The following is an 18316-nucleotide window of genomic DNA, read 5'->3' as shown; positions in this document are numbered from 1 at the left end:
TAACTCTTAACTCAGCACTCAGCACTCAGCACTCCTAATGCCCAATGCCCATTTATACAAGGAGTTTTGATTTCATGACAGAGGCATTACTTGCTGCTTTGTTTGTATTTGTATTGGCATCTTTTATCGGTTTTGAAGTCATCAATAAAATCCCACCAACTCTACACACGCCTTTAATGTCAGGTTCAAACGCCATTTCTGGCATTTCGGTACTTGGGGCAATAGTGGCCTCAGGTGCTAGAGAAACAAGTGTGTCAGTAATTCTTGGTTTAATCGCTGTAGTACTAGCTACAGTCAACGTTGTAGGTGGCTTTCTAGTCACAGATAGAATGCTGCAAATGTTCAAGAAGAAGGAGATTAAGGCGTGAGCGACTTTTTACCAACTGGCATTCAGCTGACATATTTAGTCGCTGCATCCTTATTCATTTTTGGTTTGAAAAAGCTGGGTTCACCAGCTACAGCGCGAAACGGTAATGTGATTGCATCTGTGGGGATGCTGCTGGCAATTGTGGCGACAATGCTCGATCAGCATGTGTTGAACTACGAGATGATATTGTTGGGCTTGGCAATTGGATCGGGAATTGGTGCGATCGTTGCCTATAAAGTCCAAATGACGGAAATGCCCCAAATGGTGGGTTTACTCAACGGTTTGGGCGGTGCGGCTTCTGCACTAGTAGCTGTTGCCGAATTTTGGCGATTATTGGATTCTGGCGCACCTGTACCCCTAGATGTAAACATTTCCATGCTGTTGGACGTGTTAATCGGTGGTGTTACCTTCACAGGTAGTTTTTTAGCCTTTGCTAAATTGCAAGGTTTAATTAGCGGTTCTCCGATTACATTTCCTTTCCAGCAACCATTTAACCTGTTGCTTCTGGGTGCTTATTTGGTAGGCAGTGTCTATTTAATCATTACACCAGATAGCTTACCCATATTCTTGGGAGTGGTAGCTGTTTCCTTAGTGTTGGGTGTGATGTTCGTTATCCCCATTGGTGGCGGCGATATGCCGGTGGTAATTTCGCTGTTGAACTCCTTGTCAGGTGTGGCGGCTGCTGCTGCTGGATTCGTGGTGATGAACAATATGTTAATCATCGCTGGTGCTTTGGTAGGAGCATCTGGCTTAATCCTCACCGAAATTATGTGTAAGGCAATGAACCGCTCCTTATTTAGTGTGCTGTTCAGCGCTTTTGGTACAGGATCTACTTCTGGTGGTGCTGCTGCTAGTGGTGGTGCGATCGATCAAACTGTCCGCAGTATCGATCCTGAAGAAGGGGCGATGATGTTGGGTTATGCCCGTTCTGTGGTAATTGTGCCTGGTTATGGTATGGCAGTAGCCCAAGCGCAACATAGCGTCCGGGAATTGTCAGATCAGTTAGAAAAAATGGGTGTTGATGTCAAGTATGCCATTCACCCCGTTGCTGGGAGAATGCCGGGGCACATGAATGTGTTGCTGGCAGAGGCAAATGTGCCTTATACCCAGTTGTACGACATGGATGATATTAATCCCCAGTTTGAACAAGCTGATGTGGCTTTAATAATTGGGGCAAATGATGTAGTAAATCCGGCGGCGCGGAGTGATAAAAATAGCCCGATTTATGGTATGCCGATTTTGGAAGTAGATCGGGCGAAGCAGACAATTGTAATTAAGCGCGGGATGAGTACGGGTTTTGCCGGTGTAGATAATGAGTTGTTCTACAAGGATAAAACTACGATGCTTTTTGGAAGCGCGAAGGATATGGTGGCGAAGTTGGTTTCTGAGGTGAAGCAGCTTTAAGATATTGCAAGAATCCCGACTTCTTAAAGAAGTCGGGATTCTAACGTTAGGAATTTTAATATTGCGTTTTTGACCCAGTTAATACATAGTGTTAGCTGGGTTTTTAATTTGGGAATAATAAAAAATAGGTTTTGATTTATATGTTTGCTTGTGCCATAGGTAACGGGTGAATTTATCTTGAAAAGTTTTGTAATCTAAAATTTGCAGTAATTATGAGCGGAACAACACAGGTGCATAAACAAGGGGTTATTGATTTTCTAAGTATGATTTATAACGGACACCCCGAATATTCGCTGTTTGCTGTAAAAGCGCCAATTGATGAAGTTGTGCAAGCGTGGATGGAATTACGCGAAGGTTTTTCCAAGCGCGATAGACGCGATTATCAGACAATGAAATACAAAGAATATCGCGTCAAAAATCGCCAGATGCAATGGGAGAAAAATATTCTGCTGAAGTTTGTTAAACCCTTTAGAGAACTAAATGAACAAGAACAGGATGAATATTACCAACAAGAAAGGGAAGAATTTAAACCGGGATACCCATTTATTCAAGTGAAAACTAATGGATGGGTAGTAGTAATATGTTCACTAGGCTGGCTTGGTGAAAATGAACTTGAAGAAGTACCAAGAGCGGCAAAAGAATTATCAGCCAAGCTTAAAACAAAAGCAATTACCCTAAGTGAAGAGGATACATCTGCTGCAATTGGATATGATTTATTTGAAAATGGTGAATTGAGCGAAAAATTTGAGCAAGCATCAGGTTTTGATTTTAGTTTTGAGTCTAAAGTACGTGCAAAACCTGAGATCAAATTTGATGACGATGACAATGACTACGACACTGAAGAAGAATATGATATTAGTGCAGAGCCAAGAGTAAAATTTATAAACGAATTTTTCAGCAAACTTGGAATTTACCTTCCTGCTTGCTGGTGGAGGAGCATCAACGGGAAACCAGCACTCGAAGTAGAAACAACCTCAGAAAACACGATTGTTCGTGCAGATTGGGTATCGCTGCAAGAAGAATGGGAATGCGATAAACAAGAAGAGAGCGAAGACGATGCAGAATAATCTTAATGAAACGATCGCAGCGATTTTCCAAGCAGCGACAGGAGAAAGCAAAACAAAATCATCCGAAGAGGAAAAAATCGCATTTGAACGTTTATCAGCAGCAGTACAAGCAGGAGATATCGAATTTATTCGCGCACTTGTTGAAGCTGAAAAGCAACACTCAAGAGCAAAAAATGTACCAACTTTATTAATGGCAGCGACAATGGAAGGAAAAACCGAAGTTGTTCGCGCACTCATCGATGCAGGTGTAGATGTAAATACCCAAGTCGAAGAATTTGGTTTCAAAATGGATGCTTTAGAATTTGCTATTGATAAAGAGTACACCGACATTGTAAAAATTCTTCTGAATGCAGGTGCAAATCCCAATTTAAACAGCGAAAATCCTGGTTTATCTCACATTAGAAAAGCTGTACAAAAAGGGTACACCGAAATTGTTAATTTACTCATCCAGGCAGGTGCAACAGTTAAATTTAATACGGGATTTCGCTTACTTGTCGATGCAGCAGAAAAAAGCAATCCTGAAATTATCCAATTGTTAGTTAATGCCGGATGTAACGTTAACACAAGACAACTTGGTAAAGACACACCTTTAACAGCAGCATGTCGAATTGCCCGTATTGAAAATGTCCAAGCATTAATTAGCGCAGGTGCTAATGTTAACAAAGTTGGAATGCATGACATGGCTCCACTTGTTACCGTATTCCTTTCAACACGAATGAATACAGCTTTAGCGGGACATGGACTTGCAGAAAAAGAAAATAATATTGTTTCTAAAATCACACAAATTGCTCAAGCATTAATCGAGGCAGGCGCAGATTTGAACGTCTATGAAGTTAACGGCAAAACAGCACTTATGCTTGCTGTTGAACAGAGCTATTTCGATATCGTCAAAATGCTGATTGTTGGAGGAGCAAATATTAATGCATTAATGCAACCCGACGAGCAAAGCATCTTTGTTCGAGGAAGAAATATTGTTTGTAAAACAGCTTTACATTTAGCAGTGGAAGCAGAAAATGTTGAAGCGATAAAAATGTTATTGGAAGCTGGTGCAAATGTCAATATTCCCGACAGCGAAGGGAAAATACCGCTTGATATTGCGATTGAGAAGAATTTGACAGAAATAGCCGCGCTTATTAATTATAAGTAGGTTGCAAAATGCGATCGCCTAATTGCACCTTCACAACAAAAGCGATCGCATAACCTACTTCATTGGAAATGTATCAGTATTTCTAACGCTGGAAACCATCTGCTATTGTCTCATCATTGCTTTTAGTCTAGCAGTAGTATGTAACTATAATTGATACACTAGGTTTTATTCTGGGCAATTTATTATATAAGCAATTCAAGAAGTAGAAGAAAAATAGCAAGAGAATCAAGAAGATGAGCAAATTTAAATATCAAATGCTAATTCAATGGTCTGATGAAGACAACTGCTTTTTACTCGGATTTCCTGATTTCCCTGGACAGCCTTTTCGGACGCATGGCGACACTTATGAGGAAACTGTTGCAAATGGTGCTGAAGCATTGGAGTCACTAATAATGGCTTATGAAGCCACTGGGGAAGCACTTCCAAAACCGACCGTTTGTAAGATGGCTTAAATGGGTAGTGCGTTGACAAAGTGATTTGCTTCTTTTATGTAGCCTAAGCGTGACTTTATAAGCTAGGCGATCGCTAACTTTTTATTGAAATGCGTAGGCAAAGCCTGCCGTTCGCGTAGCGTCTCCAATTGGCATCGCCTGCAAAATTTTCACCGTGCATAGGCGTTGGTGTAGCGTCTCCAAGAGAAGGTATCGCCGATCAAAACATGATATAAATTTGACATGATAGACCACGATCGCCTATTCAAAGAACTGTTAACAACCTTCTTTTGGGAGTTCATCGAGTTATTTTTTCCAGAGATAACAGCTTATCTGGAACGGGATACGATCTCTTTCATTGACAAAGAAGTATTTACCGATGTTACTGCTGGAGAAAAATATGAAACTGACTTAGTAGTAAAAGCGCGATTTAGAGAGCAAGAATCGTTTTTCCTAGTACATCTAGAACATCAAGCTTATTATCAAGAAGCTTTTGATTTGCAGATGTATCGCTACTTCGCTAGATTATATGAAAAATACGCCTTGCCAGTGTATCCTATCGCTTTGTTTTCTTACGATAGCCCCAAAAAAGCTGAAACAAATTTTCATCAAGTAGCATTTCCTCATAAAATTGTCTTGCAGTTCAACTATGATGTCATCCAGTTAAATCGCCTGAATTGGCGAGAATATCTGCAACAGCAAAATCCCGTAGCTAGTGCGCTCATGGCTAAAATGAACATAGCGCCAAAAGACAGGCCCAGAGTAAAATCTGAGTGTCTGCCCCTGTTAGCTACCTTGCAGCTAGATCCAGCGCGAATACAATTTATTTCCGGGTTTATTGATACTTATCTGCGACTAAATACCCAAGAAGAAGAAATTTTCCAGACTGAAATTGCTCAATTTGAACCAACTCAACAGAAGGTAGTTATGCAAATCGTCACCAGTTGGATGGAGGAAGGTATACAACAAGGAGAGTTAAAAATAATCCAGCGTCTATTAACAAAGCGAATTGCTGTAATTACTGCTGAATTACAAGAGCAACTACGTGGGTTATCCTTAACTCAGTTAGAGGATTTAGCCGAAGCTTTACTAGATTTTTCCACTGAAGCTGATTTAGTGGCTTGGTTGCAACAGCAATAAAATATGTATTCCACAATGTGAGCGATCGCATAAGCTATTGCTTGATATATCTCTAAGATTTTAATGTAGCAGTCGCTAAAGCCGGAATTGTAAATATCATTACAAACCTGATAGACTTTACACCGACTGAAACTACCACCCTCTGTATCTTGTAAGTAGGTGTCAGCGACTGGAGGTGTAGCTAAATCTTTGGCGCTACATTCACTGACGTTTTCACTCAATTCCGGCCGCTGCGACTGTTTGTGGATGAGGGAGATCCAACCTTCTGTCACTGATTCAAACACGAATTCACCACTCCCATCGGGATTGAAGCGATAAATAGCCACGCGATTTCTTTGCCTTAGGAGCGTGATGCTTTTGAGGCAAGTTTTTTGTATACTAGCAGCGATTAATATAATTTTATTCCTTAAGATAGATGAGTTTTTTAATTAAATCATTATCTTTTTTGTACAGTTTTACATTATAAATTTAATACTATTTTTATTATTTCCATAAATTTTTTCAATATCTAAAACTCTAGTGTTAAACAGCAAATAGGATTACAATGAACTGTTGATTGCTAGATGTAGCAATTTGCACTTGATTAAATTAAATTTGAAAGTTATTAGGTTAGGTAAACCGAAAAGTTTAAGTAGGTCTTGTACCTTTTCGCTTTACCTTACCCAATAAACTTGGCGAACTATTAGGTATCAAGAAATAATGTTGAAACGTCGCACAATACTAGTTGGTTTAGCCGCGCTTGGCTTAACGTTAGCTGTTAGTACACAAATCGATAGACAATCTACTAGCGGGCCAGAAGCTTGGCAAAGTGTCTACAATGAGGCGGCTGCTGGGGCAACAACGATAGTTACAGTTCCAGTTTTGAACTCCTTATTATCATCTATTTTGCAAGTAGTCGTCAAATTGGCAGGTTATTGGGGTGGTTAGCCCTTTGTCTCATACTCAAACAGAGAAAGAGCCTAAATAAAGATGGGTGCAATGTAATTTTTTAGTAATTCCTGCGGTTGCGATCGTGTTTCGCCTGCTGTAGGCGAGTGCCTGAGTATATCTTTTACTTGAGAGCGCAGATTTTCCCATAGCCAAATATTCCAAAAACCGTGAGGAGTTTTCTTTCCATGTTCAAACCTCGCCCAATTTTTAGCGCCTTAGTTGCAATTATCCTAGCGTTTGTCATAGGTACACAGATACATAAACAACCCGCCGTTGCTACTGGAGGGGGTTGTAATCCAACGGCGAATAACTTACCTATATGTCCAAGCACAGCACCTTCAGAGTCAGCTAGTTTCATTGACCCAACTGCAACAATCAGAAATCCAACAAATATAAGCTTGGGCAAAAAAGTCTATGTTGCACCATTTGCCAAGTTAGACGCTACTACTGCTCCCATTAGAATTGCAGAAGATTCTAATGTCCAAGACCAAGTGAAAATTACAGCTTCGGGAACGGGAGTAGAGATTGGGCGACGAGTCATTTTGGCACACATGGCCATTGTCAAAGGTGCAGCCAAAATCGGTACTCAAGGTTCTACTGGGCCTTTTACCGACCCGATTAGCAATGCTCAGTTTAACAACAATATTCCAGAGACATTTCTCGCTTTCAACTGTGAAATAGACGGTGCAACTGTAGAAAGAAACACGGTAATCAACTTTCTCTCACGGGTTGGCCCTGGTGTTACCTTGCCTGCCGGGAAAGTAGTCCTACCAGGTAAAAACGTCACAAATAACTTTGAAGCTACTAGCGGCAGTTTGGGGAAAGTGGCAAACCTGACCCAAGCCGACGTTGCATTAATGGAAGGCATTATTGAAGTCAATGAAGCATTTGCCAAAGGTTATACAAAATTAGCTAGAGCAGATTTGACAAATGTAAAAGGGATAAATTACGCTCCAGTCACAGCTTTTAACCCTGGAGGTCTGCCGCAGATAGGTGGGAGTGTTACTCGCGATCCAAACTTCCGTAACCGCATCATCGGCAATCTCGTTCTGAAAGATTCTTTAGCAAGCCTTACTAAAAAAATAGGTAATAGAATTTCGCTGCGTGCTGATGAAGGTCAACCTTTTAATGTTGGCAAAATTGCTGGTATGGCAAACGATGTTGTCTTTCACGCATTAGAAACCACTAGTTTGACTCTTGGTAATGGAGTTGGTTATGGGCCTCGCGCTCTAGTTCATGGCGGTAGGCAGGTTGTCAATGGTGTTGCTAATGGCCCTGAAACTAGCATAGGTGATGCCGTAGGGCTAGGGCCGAACTCTGTTATATTCCGCGCCAGCATTGGTAAAAACTCAGCAATTGGGCAAAAAAGCGCAGTCTTCAATTCTACATTAGCTCCCAAAACAAAGGTGCGTTCTCGAACAATCTATGCCGACAACGGCAGTATGATTCTACCTGTGGAGTGGTAAGGGGAAGACCGTCACTCCTATACCAGCCGTATTTTTAGCTACTCGTTGTGTAGCGTGGATCTCTTTTATGACGGCTGGTATCTTTTTTATTAGCTTGTGCCTAAGCAATTAACTTTTGCAGAATGATGAATCTGAAAATCTTGTCGTTAGTGCAATTACAATGCCTACGATTGATGCTGCTGTTAACTTTGATATTCGGGCTGATACTAATTGTTGATGATGGTTCATCTATAGCTGCACAGAAGGTTGGGCAACCAGGATTTATAAACCCTGTAACTGCTGATATCACCTCCAGTCAGCCTCAAGTAGTACAACCCTCAGTCACCGGACTTGTGTCTACATTGTCGGATGAAGTCGAGGAATTACCAGCCCAGTTAATTCGCTGGTCGACTTACTGGCAACTTTGCTGGGAAGCATATCCTGAAGCTGAAGCATACGAACTGCAAACGGTGCTTATGGAAGGCAAATCTCCCAAGTTCAAACGACAAAGCGATCGCTGCTTTCGTATACAAGCTGCATCTAATGAAAACCAAAAATCACAAGGATTACTCAACCGTGATTTAATCTTGTTAATGCATAAAATTCAGCTTGGTTATCGAGTGCGAGCTGTCTTAGATAACAACCGCGTCAGTGAATGGTCTCAAGTAATGGCAGTTGGTGCAACTACTACCTCTGAATTGAATGGTACTAATAACACCTGTAATAGCGCTTGTGTCACCAACAATAGCACCGATAGTGAGTTTTTCTAATGTTTGTGGTGCAATCTCAGTGCTTATTCTTCATAAAGGATTGATATACGTGCAGGGAGATTTTCTCTGATGAGAATAGCTTGTGCTATTAGGGAGCGCAATGGATCAATGAGATTTGCGACACTTTGGCTATCCATTCGGTTGAATAGTGTAATTTTAGCTTTTAAACTCATCAGGAAAAACGAGAAGATTGACAAGAGTCCCCTGAATTAGTTCGTTACATATATAGCCGTAGTCACACAGATTAGGACAGTGTTGATTGCTCAAAGTCCTGAAAAAACTGGATTTTTACTCAGCACGGGCTAAACGCCCCGCTACCGCTAACAGCACTCAGCACTCAGCACTTAGCTATACTGGTGTCGTTAGTACACCATGAATGCCTAACTCAATATACAAATCTCAGACAGTAATAGTTATGCTTCCCCTTGAACAATTGTTTTGTCCTTGTTGCACTCCAGCCATATTGCATTTGCTGACTCAATCCGATCTGACTCAGCACATACTCCAATTAAAAACTGGGTCAGTTTCTGCGGCTATCAGAAAGAATCAAAAACAGCAGCAGCTTTAAATGAGTATTTGAATCTATCCCACTAATATGAAAATGTAGTAATCTACTTCTCATTTGAGAAGGGTGTATCACTGTATGGCTGGATGTATTGCGGCTAGTGTTAATTGGCGTTTTTACTCATTTTTAGTAAGTGAGTGTTTTTCTTGAAGAACCAATTGCAGCGCTGACTTAGCTATTTTCAGGCGATCGCTTATGCTCAAACTTGGAAGTGCTTGGAGAATTTCTTTAATTTGCATATAAGTTTAGAGAGTGGCTCTATTATTAATCCTAATCAAAATATGGTGTTTACAGGGTGCATTTTCAATCACTTCTAAATAGAAACTCCTATTTTTCTTCTGTTTTCTCTGCACCTCTGTAGTTCATTAAAAAAGTGTGAGTATCGGCTGTAAAATATCCACACTGCGTAGGTGTTGATGTAGCCTCTAGTAGAGAATGCATTACCTAGTTTTTCCTAACTAATTGTCCGTTTCATCGGGATTTGTATCCAGAACTCAGAGCCCTTACTAGGTTCAGAAATACATTTGATATAACCGCCGTGTTTTTCGACAATAATTTGGTAACTAATAGATAACCCTAAACCAGTACCTTGTCCAGGTTGTTTGGTGGTAAAGAAAGGTTCAAAAATGCGCGATCGCACAATCTCTGGAATCCCACAACCATTGTCAGCAATCCAAATCAGAACAGTATTCTCTTCTATAACTTCTGTACGTATCCAAATTTTAGGATTGTCAATTTTTTTCCCACTAATTGCTAAGTTTTCCAGTGCATCAATCGCATTGTTGAGAATATTCATAAACACCTGATTCATCTGGGCTGCATAGCAAACTACAGGCGGCAATTCACCATATTGCTTAACTATTTCAATCGCAAAAGTATTAGTTTCTGGTTGCAGTCGATGTTGTAAAATTAGCAAAGTACTGTCGATACCTTCATGAAGGTCAACGGGCTTCATTCCTGCTTCGTCAAGTCGAGAAAAACTTCGTAACGACAAGACTAATTGAGAAATCCGCTCTGCCCCTATCTTCATTGAAGTCAAAATTTTGGGCAAGTCATCACTAATAAAATCTAAATCTAGTGCTGCTACTTGCTTTTGAATTTCTCCTGTTGCTTTAGGATACTGTTTCTGATAAAGACGCAGTAATTTAAATAAATTTTCGGTATGTTCAGTAACATAAGTGATATTCCCATAAATAAAACTAATTGGGTTATTAATTTCATGTGCTACACCAGCAACTAACTGCCCTAAACCTGCCATTTTCTCACTTTGAATTAACTGGCTTTGAGTGTGCTGTAATTCTTTAAGAGTCTGGGTCAGTTCTTCTTTTTGACATTGAGTTTGTTCGAGTAATTCCGCTTGCTGAAGTCCTACCCCTAACTGAGTACCAATCTGCATCAGCAAATCTACCTCATCTTCTTGCCAATCCCGGGGTTGGATATTTTGATAAGCTGCTAGCAATCCCCAAAGTTTCTCACCTTGAAAAATCGGCACAATCATATATGCCCTAGCTTCCATTAGTTCAATCAGGGCAATATAAGAAATAGATTCATCGGTGCTGTAAATATCCTTAATAACAAGAATTTTACCATTAGCAAAATCCCCGCCTTGGGTTTCTTGCAAGTAATTACTTGCGTAGGCATAGCCCGCACTTCGACTCCTTTCGACTTCGCTACCTCGGCTCCGCTCGGCACAAGTCAAGGAAAGTCGCTCTGTTACCATCGTAGAGATCGCAGGTACAATTTCCTTTACTGGTGTCAAACCTTGGGCTAAAGACTCAGCAACAAATTTCCCACTCCAATCAGTTCCGAATCGATAGATTGTCACTCGGTCAACTTCCAATAGCCGTCGGACTTCTTCTGTACTGGTCGCAAAAATGGTGTCAATATCAAGAGAGTGGCGGATTTTCTCCACTGTTGCAGCTAGGGCCTTCTGCCTTTCGGCTGCTTTCCGTTCTCGTTCGGCCGCTTGAGCCAGTTTTTGGGCTTGCACTTGCATCTGTGTCAAGGATTCAGCTTGCTGTAATGCTACCCCCAATTGAACGCCAACTTGTGCTAGCAAGTTGATTTCTTCATCTTGCCAATAACGGGGCTGGGAGTTTTGATAAGCTACTAGCAATCCCCACAGCTTTTCACCCTGAGAAATTGGTACAAAAACTTCATTACGTGCGTACTTACCCGCTTGTTTTCCTTGCACAAGAACGCCTTCTGTTACTGGCTGCGGCTTAACAATTGGTGTCCAGCCATCAACAATGGAATCAGCCACAAATTCCCCACTCCAATCAGGATAGAAGCGATAAATTGCGACTCGTTCCACTTCTAATAGCCGACGAACTTCTTGAGTAGTGGTTTTAAATATGGCTTCAATCTCAAGAGACTGACGAATTTTTTCGACAGTGTTCGCTAACGCCCTTTGCCTTTCAGCAGCTTTGCTGATGTCTGCTGCTTGGATTTGCATTTGTTGGATAAATTCCGCTTGCTGCAAAGCCACACCTAGTTGAGTACCCACTTGGGTAAGTAAGTAAACCTCATCTTTTTGCCAATCACGAGCACCAGCATTTTGGTACGCTGCTAGCAAGCCCCAAAGCTTCTGACCGTGGTAAATGGCAACGATCGCATAAGCTCTTGCTTGATATATCTCTAAAATTTTAATGTAGCAGTCACTAAAGCCTGAATTGTAAATATCATTACAAATCCGGTACACTTCACACTGACTGAAGCTACCACCCTCTGTATCTTGTAAGTAGGTATCAGCGACTGGGGGGTTAGCTAAATCTTTGGCGCTACATTCGCTGACGTTCTCTTTCAATTCCGGCCGTTGCGACTGTTGATCTATCAAGGAAACCCAACCCTCTGCCACTGATTCAAACACGAATTCACCACTCCAATCGGGATGGAAGCGATAAATAGCCACGCGATCAGCATTTAGCAGTTGCCTAAGTTCTGCGGTGGTTGTGTGGAAAATGCTTTCCAAATCTAGGGACTGACGAATTTTCTCAATGGTGATGGCTATGGTTTTCTGCCATTGGGCTGCTTTTTCTCTGGCTTTTGCTTGTGCTAGTTCTGCCGATTGTAGTTTTGCTTGTTCTAGGTAATCTGCTTGTTGTAAAGCAACTCCTAGATGTTCGGCGATTAATTGCACAAACTCAATTTCTGATGCTTCCCATTGTCGAGGACTACCACACTGATGAATACACAACAATCCCCATAAATCTTTACCTTTGATCAAAGGGGCAATTATATTGGCACGTACTTGGAATCTTTCCAGAATTTGGATGTAGCAATCACTGGCATTAACTTGATAAATATCATCTATTGCTCGAATTCGGCCTTGCTGATACAGTCCTGCGAACTCCTCACTAAAGCAGTGATCGCGCAGTTTGGCTGCTAGTGCCGAATCCCATTCTGTTGCCACATCTTCATAGATAAATTCCCCTTCCCATGCCAAATCAGGATAAAAACGAAACACGCCAACCCGATCGCTTTTTAGAAGTTGGCGGACTTCAGTGACTGTAATTTTGAAGATAGTTTCTATGTCTAGAGACTCCCGAATACGGGCAATAACTCCAGATAAGGCTTTTTGTTGCTCATTCTGACGCAAAGAGCATGTCACATCTGAATGAGATTCTTGCCGTTCTGAATTTGGTTGTATGGGTTGAGTAGTAGAGGAGTTTTCCATTCCCAGTGGGACTTTAAATATTGAAAGTCTTCTATCTCATGATTCCCGTTGCGATCGCAAAGGTAACAGTTATTTCCTGGGAATGTCATACAAAATACTGTAGGGACATGATAATATCATGTCCCTACAATAAAGATTTTCAATTACGAGAAAATTATCGCCGCTTGGGAGTGGCGCTGCGGGTGGTGCGTTTCTCTTCATCTCGACGACGGCGATCGCGCCAATCTGCCAGGGTCAAATAACCAATACCACCAGTGACTACTACGAGCAGCACTACAGCAAATAAAGCCAAAATACTCAAGAATGGACTTTCCACAATACCTCTACAGTCCGTTACGTCCCCACACTACCATTGCAATTGACCAAGTGAACACAACTAACAGCGATACCCAACCTAGTGTCAAAATCTCCATAGTCCCACTTTTCAAATAATTACAAAAGGTTTCTAATATTTATCATACAGGGATTGGGCAGGCTGAGATTTTTTTATCAATGACATTGTAAGTTTGGCGTGCGAGCGCAAAAAAGACACCAGATTTTCCTTGATACGCTAGTACTTTAAGCAATGATAAAGACGAATGTAAAAAAGTAGCGATCGCGCTTTCTAACTTGATGCTTTGGGAATACTAGGGCTATGCGTATATATTTACAATCCAGCAGCCCTAATATCATGCCGACATTTTTCAACTATCCTTTCCACTCCAACGGTTTTATTCCTCACGGACATTGTTATCTCTGGCAAACTGGATTAGTTTGGCTCCACATTATTTCTGATGCCACGATCGCTCTAGCCTATTATTCTATTCCCTTCCTACTGATTTACTTTATTTCCAAGCGTAAAGACGTTCCTTTTAATGGAGTCTTTTTGTTATTTGGTGCTTTTATCATTGCCTGCGGTACTGGACACCTGATGGATATTTGGACGCTTTGGCATCCAGACTATTGGATTTCAGGCAGTTTAAAAGCTTTTACTGCCATTATTTCGATATATACGGCATTTGCGTTATTTTATCTCATGCCTCAAGCTCTAAGCCTACCTAGCCCTGCTCAGTTAGAAGTTATTAATCGAGCGCTTTCAACTGAAATTGTCGAGCGCAAGCGCATCGAGAAAGAACTACGCCTGGCAGAAGAAGTCGCTCAAAGCTCTAACCAAGCTAAGAGTGAATTTCTGGCCAATATGAGTCATGAACTACGCACACCTCTTAACGGTATTCTTGGCTATACACAAATTCTCCAACGCACAGAATCTTTGAGTGAGAAAGGACGTAAAGGAGTCAGTATTATTTATCAATGTGGCTCTCATCTTTTGACCCTAATTAATGATGTCCTGGATCTCTCCAAAATAGAAGCCCGGAAACTAGAATTGTATGCTGTTGATTTCTACTTACCTGCTTTTATAGATAGTGTGACTGAAATTTCCCGTATCCGGGCAGAACAAAAGGCGATCGCATTTTACGTCCAACTCGATCCTGATTTACCAACGGGCATTCATACTGATGAAAAACGCTTGCGGCAAGTTCTGATTAACTTGCTTAGTAATGCAATTAAATTTACTAATGAAGGCAGTGTCACCTTCAAAGTTAAGGTCATTGCTCAACAATTAAATACTAATGGACAAACTAACTATAAAATTCGCTTTGAAGTAATAGATACTGGTGCGGGGATAATCCCTGAACAAGCCCAAAAAATCTTTCAACCTTTTGAACAAGTGGGAAATCAAAAGCGACAATCTGAAGGTACAGGCTTGGGATTAGCAATCAGCCAAAACATTGTTTTGTTGATGGGTAGTCAAATTCAAGTACAAAGTAAATTGGGTAAAGGTAGCACTTTCTGGTTCGAGGCAGAATTTCCAGAATCTAAAGACTGGGCAAAGGTTTCTAGAGCAGTTGAGCAAGGAACTATTATTGGTTATCAAGGACAAAGCCGCACCATTTTGATTGCAGATGACAAATGGGAAAATCGATCGGTAATTGTAAATTTACTAGAGCCAGTTGGGTTTAATGTTGTAGAAGCGAGTCAAGGTCAGGAAGGATGGGAAAAAGCTCTAGCCCATAAACCAGACTTGATTATCACTGACCTCGTGATGCCTATGTTGAATGGATTTGAGTTGATCGAACGTTTGCGTCAGTCTGAGCAATTTAAAGAGATTGCTGTCATCGCTTCCTCAGCCAGTGTGTTTGCAGCAGACCAGTACAAGAGTATTGATGTAGGTGCAAATGCATTTCTACCAAAACCTGTAGAAGCTGAAACGTTGCTGGAAATGCTACGACAGTTTTTGCAACTGGAATGGATTTTTGATGTGAAGCTAGATGAAATCAAAAAAACCGATACAGATGCTTTGGATCGACAAAATGAGATGATTTATCCTGGCAAAGAGGTTTTACAAGATTTACTCGAACTAACGCAAGACGGCGATATTCAAAAAATTTTGGAACTGGCCGAGGAACTTTCTAAATCTGACGAGCATTTAAGCATTTTTGTCCAGCAGCTCGTCCAACTTGCTAGTAATTTTCAACTCAAACGTTTGGAAAATTTTATTGTAAGTATTCAGTAGTCAGAATAAATGAGACGATCTGTAAAAGCATTTCAAGACTAGTTATTAACTAGCTATGCTAATTCAATTCTGTTAACGGTCACGGGGCGTTTAGCCCATTCTGAATTCTGACTCCTGAATTCTTTTATTCAACAATACATCAATTAATTTGAGTTAATTTTCAATTGTTAATTCATCATGCCCAAAATATCAGATACCGGATTTATTTTGATTGTGGATGATAATCCAACAAATTTATCTGTCTTGTGTGAAGCGCTCAATAGTGAGGGTTTTCGTTTTCGTGTTGCAGTCGATGGAGAAAGTGCGATCGCTCAAGCCGAACGCAATCAACCAGAGTTGATTTTACTGGATGTACAAATGCCTGGTATTGACGGATTTGAAACTTGTCGCCGTCTCAAAGCCAATCCTGTTACCCAAAACATTCCGATTATTTTCACCACTGCCTTAGCAGATACGGAAAGCAAAACGAAGGGATTTTCCCTTGGCGCGGTAGACTATATCCCTAAACCATTTGCACAGGAGGAAGTGATTGCAAGAGTGCGCGTACATTTACAACTCAAACAATTGACTGAATCTTTGGAACAACAAGTCAGCGATCGCACCAAGGATTTGCAAAAAGCTCAAGTCCAACTAGTGCAGCAAGAGAAACTATCAACACTCGGAGAGCTAATCGCTGGTATTGGCCATGAAATCAATAACCCCATCAACTTTATTTCTAGCAATATTCCACCCTTGCAAGAATATATTACAGCAGTAACTGAGTTGCTTTTACTATATGAACAAGAGTATCCCAACCCAACAGCCAAAATTACCAATACTATTAAGAGCTTGGATCTTAACTTTGTTCTCGAAGATATGGGAAAAATATTGAACTCACTCCACATAGGAAGTGAACGAATTCAAAACCTTTCTAATTCACTCCGCAACTTCTCTCGCTCGGATAGTGATGCCAAAATAGCTGCTGATTTGCATCAAGGACTAGATAGTACACTAATGATTTTACAACACCGCCTCAAGGCTAATGGCGATCGCCCCGGCATTGAAGTTATTAAAAATTATGGAGATTTACCACAGGTTAACTGCTATCTAGGGCAGATGAATCAAGTATTTATGAACATTCTGGCAAATGCAGTTGATGCCCTTGATGAAGCTATAATGCTAGGTAAAATGAGCAATCTAATTCCTCAGATTAAAATTGCAACAGAAATCGATTCTGAACAATTAGTTATAATTCGGATTGCTGACAATGGGGTTGGTATTCCTGAACGGCTTAAAAAACGCTTGTTTGAGCCTTTATTTACGACAAAAACTGTTGGAAAAGGTACTGGACTTGGCTTGTCTATCGCATATCAAATTGTTGTAGAGAAACACAAAGGTGTTTTAGAAGTGAATTCTCAACCTGCTATGGGAACTGAGTTTATCATCAAAATTCCTACTTGAGAACAACATTTAATTAATTACAAAACTGCTCTAGCATTTATCATATTGGAAATTGGGAAAACTCTTCCCCAATTTCCAATACCTAATTTATATATAGAGTGAATTCAACTTTAGATCCTCAATTAATGGCAGAACGCATAGAATCCCTCAAGGCTGGAATAGTTGGGGGTTCATCTGTGTGTTTTAGCTTCGCGATCGCCAGTCTGTTGAATACTTTCGTACTAGCAAAGTATTTTCAGATGCTTGTATGTCTGCAAAATGATGTTAACTGGCGCTTGCTGGTGAGTGGTGCAGTTGCAACTTTTACTGGTTTCCTATTTGGTGTCACCTACCGCTATATCATCCGTTCTGATAAAAATCCTCAACTCAAAGCTGGTGGCGTGTTAGCCTTTGGCTTGGTGCGCGGATTAACTCAGATAGAACTTGGGTGGAATTCTATCAGCACAATTTGGCCTTTTTTGGTGTTGGCGGCAGAAAGTTTGTTATGGTTTGCACTGGCTGCGATCGCTCTTGATCTCGCTATTCAATTCCGTTGGGTTAAACCTTTTTCATCAATCTAAATCCCCTTGCCTTAATGTGGTCTTACAGCTAGCTGTAGTTCAAAGAAATCAAAAAGGCTGTAAGCATCACATTTTTGTAATATGATAAATACAACAAACTTACAAAATTAATTGTGTAATGTATTAAAAAGTACGTATAAATAATTACTAAAATTAATCATCTTTATTACATAATATGAATACTAAAATATCCCACTATTATCTGATAGTTGATTTGGAAGCGACATGCTGTAACAAAAAAACTATTCCCCGTCACCAAATGGAAATCATTGAAATCGGTGCAGTGATGCTCAATCGAGCAACGTGGGAAATTGATTCAGAGTTTCAGCAATTCATCCAACCTGTGAGACATCCCCAACTGACAGGCTTTTGCACAGAATTGACTAGTATTCGCCAGCAAGATATTGACGAAGCACCAAAATTTTTAGAGGCAATTTCTCGCTTTAAAGAATGGATTAAGTTATTTCCCGACTATATTTTTTGTTCTTGGGGCAATTACGACAAAAAACAATTTATTCAAGATTGTGCGTTTCATAATTTTCCTTATCCTTTTACTTCAGAACACATAAATATTAAAGAGGAATTTTCGGAATATCTTGGCGTATCTAAAAAATTTGGTATGGCACAGGCTCTGAATGAGTTGGGGATAGAGTTAAAAGGCACACACCATCGAGGCATTGATGATGCCCGCAATATTGCAGCTATTTACAGACAGATGAAAAAGAAAAAGTTAAGCTGAATAAGAGAAAATTTTAGTAGCGTAGCCTAGCCAAAATAGTGGATAAAATCTAGCTATTATGCTGTAAGCAGGATATTTGCA

General features: G+C 40.5%; 18 protein-coding genes. 13 read left to right on the top strand and 5 right to left on the bottom strand.

The features are described from left to right. Window positions 1-74 precede the first annotated feature (74 nt). The 6 genes from RMY27_RS05145 (at window position 75) to RMY27_RS05120 (ending at window position 5556) form a co-directional block, all read left to right on the top strand. Window positions 75-368: an NAD(P) transhydrogenase subunit alpha gene (locus RMY27_RS05145; RefSeq protein WP_109009004.1), complete on the top strand. Its 294-nt coding sequence runs from the start codon at window positions 75-77 to the stop codon at window positions 366-368. Then, complete coding sequence (locus RMY27_RS05140; RefSeq protein WP_322661032.1) at window positions 365-1771, top strand: NAD(P)(+) transhydrogenase (Re/Si-specific) subunit beta; 1407 nt, start codon at window positions 365-367, stop codon at window positions 1769-1771. The genes RMY27_RS05145 and RMY27_RS05140 overlap by 4 nt, the downstream gene beginning before the upstream one ends. 212 nt (window positions 1772-1983) lie before the next feature. Next, entirely contained in the window at window positions 1984-2838 is an 855-nt protein-coding gene (locus RMY27_RS05135) for a hypothetical protein (RefSeq protein ID WP_322661031.1), read from the top strand. Then, entirely contained in the window at window positions 2828-3985 is a 1158-nt protein-coding gene (locus RMY27_RS05130; protein WP_322661030.1) for an ankyrin repeat domain-containing protein, read from the top strand. The genes RMY27_RS05135 and RMY27_RS05130 overlap by 11 nt, the downstream gene beginning before the upstream one ends. A 233-nt stretch (window positions 3986-4218) precedes the next feature. After that, window positions 4219-4437 carry a type II toxin-antitoxin system HicB family antitoxin gene (locus RMY27_RS05125; protein ID WP_322661028.1) on the top strand — a complete coding sequence of 73 codons (219 nt, stop codon included), beginning with the start codon at window positions 4219-4221 and terminating at the stop codon, window positions 4435-4437. A gap of 222 nt (window positions 4438-4659) precedes the next feature. Next, complete coding sequence (locus RMY27_RS05120; protein ID WP_322661027.1) at window positions 4660-5556, top strand: DUF4351 domain-containing protein; 897 nt, start codon at window positions 4660-4662, stop codon at window positions 5554-5556. Here RMY27_RS05120 and RMY27_RS05115 read toward each other — a convergent pair. Further along, window positions 5478-5882 (bottom strand): hypothetical protein, encoded by a 405-nt coding sequence (locus tag RMY27_RS05115; protein ID WP_416212307.1) that lies wholly within the window; start codon window positions 5880-5882, stop codon window positions 5478-5480. The two genes, RMY27_RS05120 and RMY27_RS05115, sit on opposite strands and share 79 nt — an antisense overlap. Before the next feature lie 373 nt (window positions 5883-6255). On the opposite strand from RMY27_RS05115, the gene RMY27_RS05110 reads away from it, so the two are divergent. The 3 genes from RMY27_RS05110 to RMY27_RS05100 all read left to right on the top strand — a co-directional run bounded on the left by RMY27_RS05110 (window position 6256) and on the right by RMY27_RS05100 (window position 8701). After that, window positions 6256-6483, top strand: a complete 228-nt coding sequence (locus RMY27_RS05110) for a hypothetical protein (RefSeq protein WP_322661024.1) — start codon at window positions 6256-6258, stop codon at window positions 6481-6483. A 188-nt stretch (window positions 6484-6671) separates the two neighbouring features. After that, a complete protein-coding gene (locus RMY27_RS05105) occupies window positions 6672-7952 on the top strand; it encodes an acetyltransferase (protein WP_322661022.1) in 1281 nt (426 codons plus the stop codon). Between the two features lie 122 nt (window positions 7953-8074). Beyond that, the gene (locus tag RMY27_RS05100; protein WP_322661020.1) at window positions 8075-8701 is read left to right on the top strand and encodes a hypothetical protein; all 627 of its coding nucleotides are present in this window, start codon (window positions 8075-8077) and stop codon (window positions 8699-8701) included. Between the two features lie 681 nt (window positions 8702-9382). Here RMY27_RS05100 and RMY27_RS05095 read toward each other — a convergent pair. From RMY27_RS05095 to petN, 4 genes are all read right to left on the bottom strand, one after another. Continuing rightward, window positions 9383-9505 carry a hypothetical protein gene (locus RMY27_RS05095; protein WP_322661018.1) on the bottom strand — a complete coding sequence of 41 codons (123 nt, stop codon included), beginning with the start codon at window positions 9503-9505 and terminating at the stop codon, window positions 9383-9385. Window positions 9506-9720: 215 nt separating this feature from the next. Next, window positions 9721-12942 (bottom strand): GAF domain-containing protein, encoded by a 3222-nt coding sequence (locus RMY27_RS05090; RefSeq protein ID WP_322661016.1) that lies wholly within the window; start codon window positions 12940-12942, stop codon window positions 9721-9723. A 154-nt stretch (window positions 12943-13096) separates the two neighbouring features. Beyond that, window positions 13097-13258, bottom strand: coding sequence for a hypothetical protein (locus tag RMY27_RS05085; RefSeq protein ID WP_094350864.1), 162 nt, complete (start codon window positions 13256-13258; stop codon window positions 13097-13099). A 7-nt stretch (window positions 13259-13265) separates the two neighbouring features. Further along, window positions 13266-13355 carry a cytochrome b6-f complex subunit PetN gene (gene petN / locus RMY27_RS05080; protein ID WP_012408302.1) on the bottom strand — a complete coding sequence of 30 codons (90 nt, stop codon included), beginning with the start codon at window positions 13353-13355 and terminating at the stop codon, window positions 13266-13268. Window positions 13356-13612: 257 nt separating this feature from the next. On the opposite strand from petN, the gene RMY27_RS05075 reads away from it, so the two are divergent. The 4 genes from RMY27_RS05075 (at window position 13613) to RMY27_RS05060 (ending at window position 18235) form a co-directional block, all read left to right on the top strand. Beyond that, window positions 13613-15496 (top strand): ATP-binding protein, encoded by a 1884-nt coding sequence (locus tag RMY27_RS05075; RefSeq protein ID WP_322661117.1) that lies wholly within the window; start codon window positions 13613-13615, stop codon window positions 15494-15496. 177 nt (window positions 15497-15673) lie between these two features. Beyond that, on the top strand, window positions 15674-16936 hold the full coding sequence (locus RMY27_RS05070; RefSeq protein WP_322661014.1) for a sensor histidine kinase: 1263 nt from the start codon (window positions 15674-15676) through the stop codon (window positions 16934-16936). A gap of 125 nt (window positions 16937-17061) precedes the next feature. Then, a complete protein-coding gene (locus tag RMY27_RS05065; RefSeq protein WP_322661115.1) occupies window positions 17062-17496 on the top strand; it encodes a hypothetical protein in 435 nt (144 codons plus the stop codon). 175 nt (window positions 17497-17671) lie between these two features. Further along, window positions 17672-18235: a 3'-5' exonuclease gene (locus RMY27_RS05060; protein WP_322661012.1), complete on the top strand. Its 564-nt coding sequence runs from the start codon at window positions 17672-17674 to the stop codon at window positions 18233-18235. Window positions 18236-18316: the final 81 nt, after the last annotated feature.

This window comes from Nostoc sp. DedQUE09, from assembly GCF_034530915.1.
Classification (GTDB): domain Bacteria; phylum Cyanobacteriota; class Cyanobacteriia; order Cyanobacteriales; family Nostocaceae; genus Nostoc.
Note: the sequence above shows the minus strand (reverse complement) of the source record. Positions and strands in the feature narration are given on the sequence as shown.

Excerpts from the sequence above, each read along its gene's own strand:
- RMY27_RS05060 (WP_322661012.1), top strand. The coding sequence starts at position 17,672 with ATGAATACTAAAATATCCCACTATTATCTGATAGTTGATTTGGAAGCG.
- RMY27_RS05110 (WP_322661024.1), top strand. The coding sequence starts at position 6,256 with ATGTTGAAACGTCGCACAATACTAGTTGGTTTAGCCGCGCTTGGCTTA.
- RMY27_RS05070 (WP_322661014.1), top strand. The coding sequence starts at position 15,674 with ATGCCCAAAATATCAGATACCGGATTTATTTTGATTGTGGATGATAAT.
- RMY27_RS05135 (WP_322661031.1), top strand. The coding sequence starts at position 1,984 with ATGAGCGGAACAACACAGGTGCATAAACAAGGGGTTATTGATTTTCTA.
- RMY27_RS05145 (WP_109009004.1), top strand. The coding sequence starts at position 75 with ATGACAGAGGCATTACTTGCTGCTTTGTTTGTATTTGTATTGGCATCT.
- RMY27_RS05120 (WP_322661027.1), top strand. The coding sequence starts at position 4,660 with ATGATAGACCACGATCGCCTATTCAAAGAACTGTTAACAACCTTCTTT.
- RMY27_RS05125 (WP_322661028.1), top strand. The coding sequence starts at position 4,219 with ATGAGCAAATTTAAATATCAAATGCTAATTCAATGGTCTGATGAAGAC.
- RMY27_RS05090 (WP_322661016.1), bottom strand. The coding sequence starts at position 12,942 with ATGGAAAACTCCTCTACTACTCAACCCATACAACCAAATTCAGAACGG.
- petN (WP_012408302.1), bottom strand. The coding sequence starts at position 13,355 with ATGGAGATTTTGACACTAGGTTGGGTATCGCTGTTAGTTGTGTTCACT.
- RMY27_RS05100 (WP_322661020.1), top strand. The coding sequence starts at position 8,075 with ATGATGAATCTGAAAATCTTGTCGTTAGTGCAATTACAATGCCTACGA.
- RMY27_RS05095 (WP_322661018.1), bottom strand. The coding sequence starts at position 9,505 with ATGCAAATTAAAGAAATTCTCCAAGCACTTCCAAGTTTGAGCATAAGC.
- RMY27_RS05065 (WP_322661115.1), top strand. The coding sequence starts at position 17,062 with ATGGCAGAACGCATAGAATCCCTCAAGGCTGGAATAGTTGGGGGTTCA.
- RMY27_RS05105 (WP_322661022.1), top strand. The coding sequence starts at position 6,672 with ATGTTCAAACCTCGCCCAATTTTTAGCGCCTTAGTTGCAATTATCCTA.
- RMY27_RS05130 (WP_322661030.1), top strand. The coding sequence starts at position 2,828 with ATGCAGAATAATCTTAATGAAACGATCGCAGCGATTTTCCAAGCAGCG.
- RMY27_RS05075 (WP_322661117.1), top strand. The coding sequence starts at position 13,613 with ATGCCGACATTTTTCAACTATCCTTTCCACTCCAACGGTTTTATTCCT.